Annotated in this window: 1 protein-coding gene and 1 pseudogene; both read right to left on the reverse strand. The window is 73.2% G+C overall.

Annotation, left to right across the window (positions count from 1 at the left end):
• Positions 1 to 254 (reverse strand): annotated as a pseudogene (locus tag DKT69_RS00225) (hypothetical protein); the annotation flags it as partial.
• A gap of 360 nt (positions 255 to 614) precedes the next feature.
• On the reverse strand, positions 615 to 1,349 hold a 735-nt coding region (locus DKT69_RS00230), incomplete at its 5' end, for a hypothetical protein (protein ID WP_438361786.1).

Genomic DNA, 1,349 nt, shown 5'->3' on the forward strand with positions numbered 1-1,349 from the left:
GTGCGGGCGACGGTGGGGCGCCACGAAGCGCTGTGGACGGTCTGTTGCTCGCCGTGTGCGTCATGCCAGGCGGGGACGCCGTTGGAGGGCAGCACGCCGGTGGCGGTGGTGTAGGTCAGCGTCAGTGCCGGCCCGTTGGATCCGCCGGCAGCGGCTTGGGCGCCGGTGAGGCGGTGGGTGGGGCAGGCGAGGGCGTGTTCTGCCAGGGGCAGGACGTCCTCCAGTCGGAACCACAGTCGGGTGGACATCAGCATGGGTGCCTTCTGTCGATGGGGCGGGAAGAGGAACAGGGCGGCCTGTCGCAGGCCGAGCTGGGTGGGCGCCCCGAGCCCGGGGTGCCCGGCGTGCTGTGTGTTCTCGCGCAGCGGCTATCGGCCCCCAGCCGGCGGTGGTAGAGGGGGAGATCGTGATGCGGTGTGCCGTGCGTCTGCGGCGTGGGGCGCTGTCTGCCGGTACGTGGCCAGCGGCTGCGCCAGGGCGGTGTGCGGGCCTCAGCCTGTTGGTTCAGCTGCGAGCAGCGGTGAGGGGCGGCGGTGCAGCGATGCTGGCCGGCCGGGTGTTACGCGCCGGCGCCAGAGGGGTGATCGGCGGGCAGCGCACCTGGTGAGCGGGTGTTACAGGGCGACGGCGATCAGCCGCTGCGGGGGTGCGAGGGTGTCGAGGTGGCGCAGGGCCTGCTCGAGGTAGGTCACCCGGTGGGTGAGGGCGTCGCTGGCCGGGGACAGCTTGCGGCCGTCGGCGGTGAGCAGGGCGTCGCCGGCGATGGCGCTGGTGGCGCTGTAGTGCTGGTAGGCCATCTGGCCTGCCTGGTACATCTCCAGCTCTCCAACGCTCGGCTGTCCGGTGCCGGGGGTGGCGGCGGCGTGCATCCGCATCGCGTTGACGCGGGGCTGCGCGTGGAAGTCCGCCGCGGCGGCGTCGAGGGTGTACCTGTCGGGGTCGGCGAGGTGGCGGGCTTCGAACACCGGCCACGGGGTGGCCGGGCGAGTGCCGTGCACGGTCTGCTGCCAGATCTGGTAGCGGATGCCGGCGCCGACACCCGCGGCGTGGCGCATGCCTTGCAGGTCGAGCAGCTTGACCGGCCCACCGGCGCAGGCCGGCGGGCGGCCCTTGCGCAGGCTGACCATCTGGTGCCGCTGCCACAGACGCAGCGCGGGGACAGCCCAGAACAGCGGCTTCAGGGTGCCGGTGACACCGAAGTGCTTGTCGAGCTGGTGGGCGGTGAGCGCCTCGGCAGGCAGCTCGTCGGGCAGGCACACGATCATCGTCTGGATGGTCGGGGCCGGCGTGACGGTTGGCCGTGGTGCGTTTGGGGTGGCCCGGGTGGGGGCCGGCCTGGTCGCCGGGGG

This window comes from Micromonospora sicca, from assembly GCF_003172935.1.
In the GTDB taxonomy this organism is placed as follows: Bacteria; Actinomycetota; Actinomycetes; order Mycobacteriales; family Micromonosporaceae; genus Micromonospora; species Micromonospora sicca.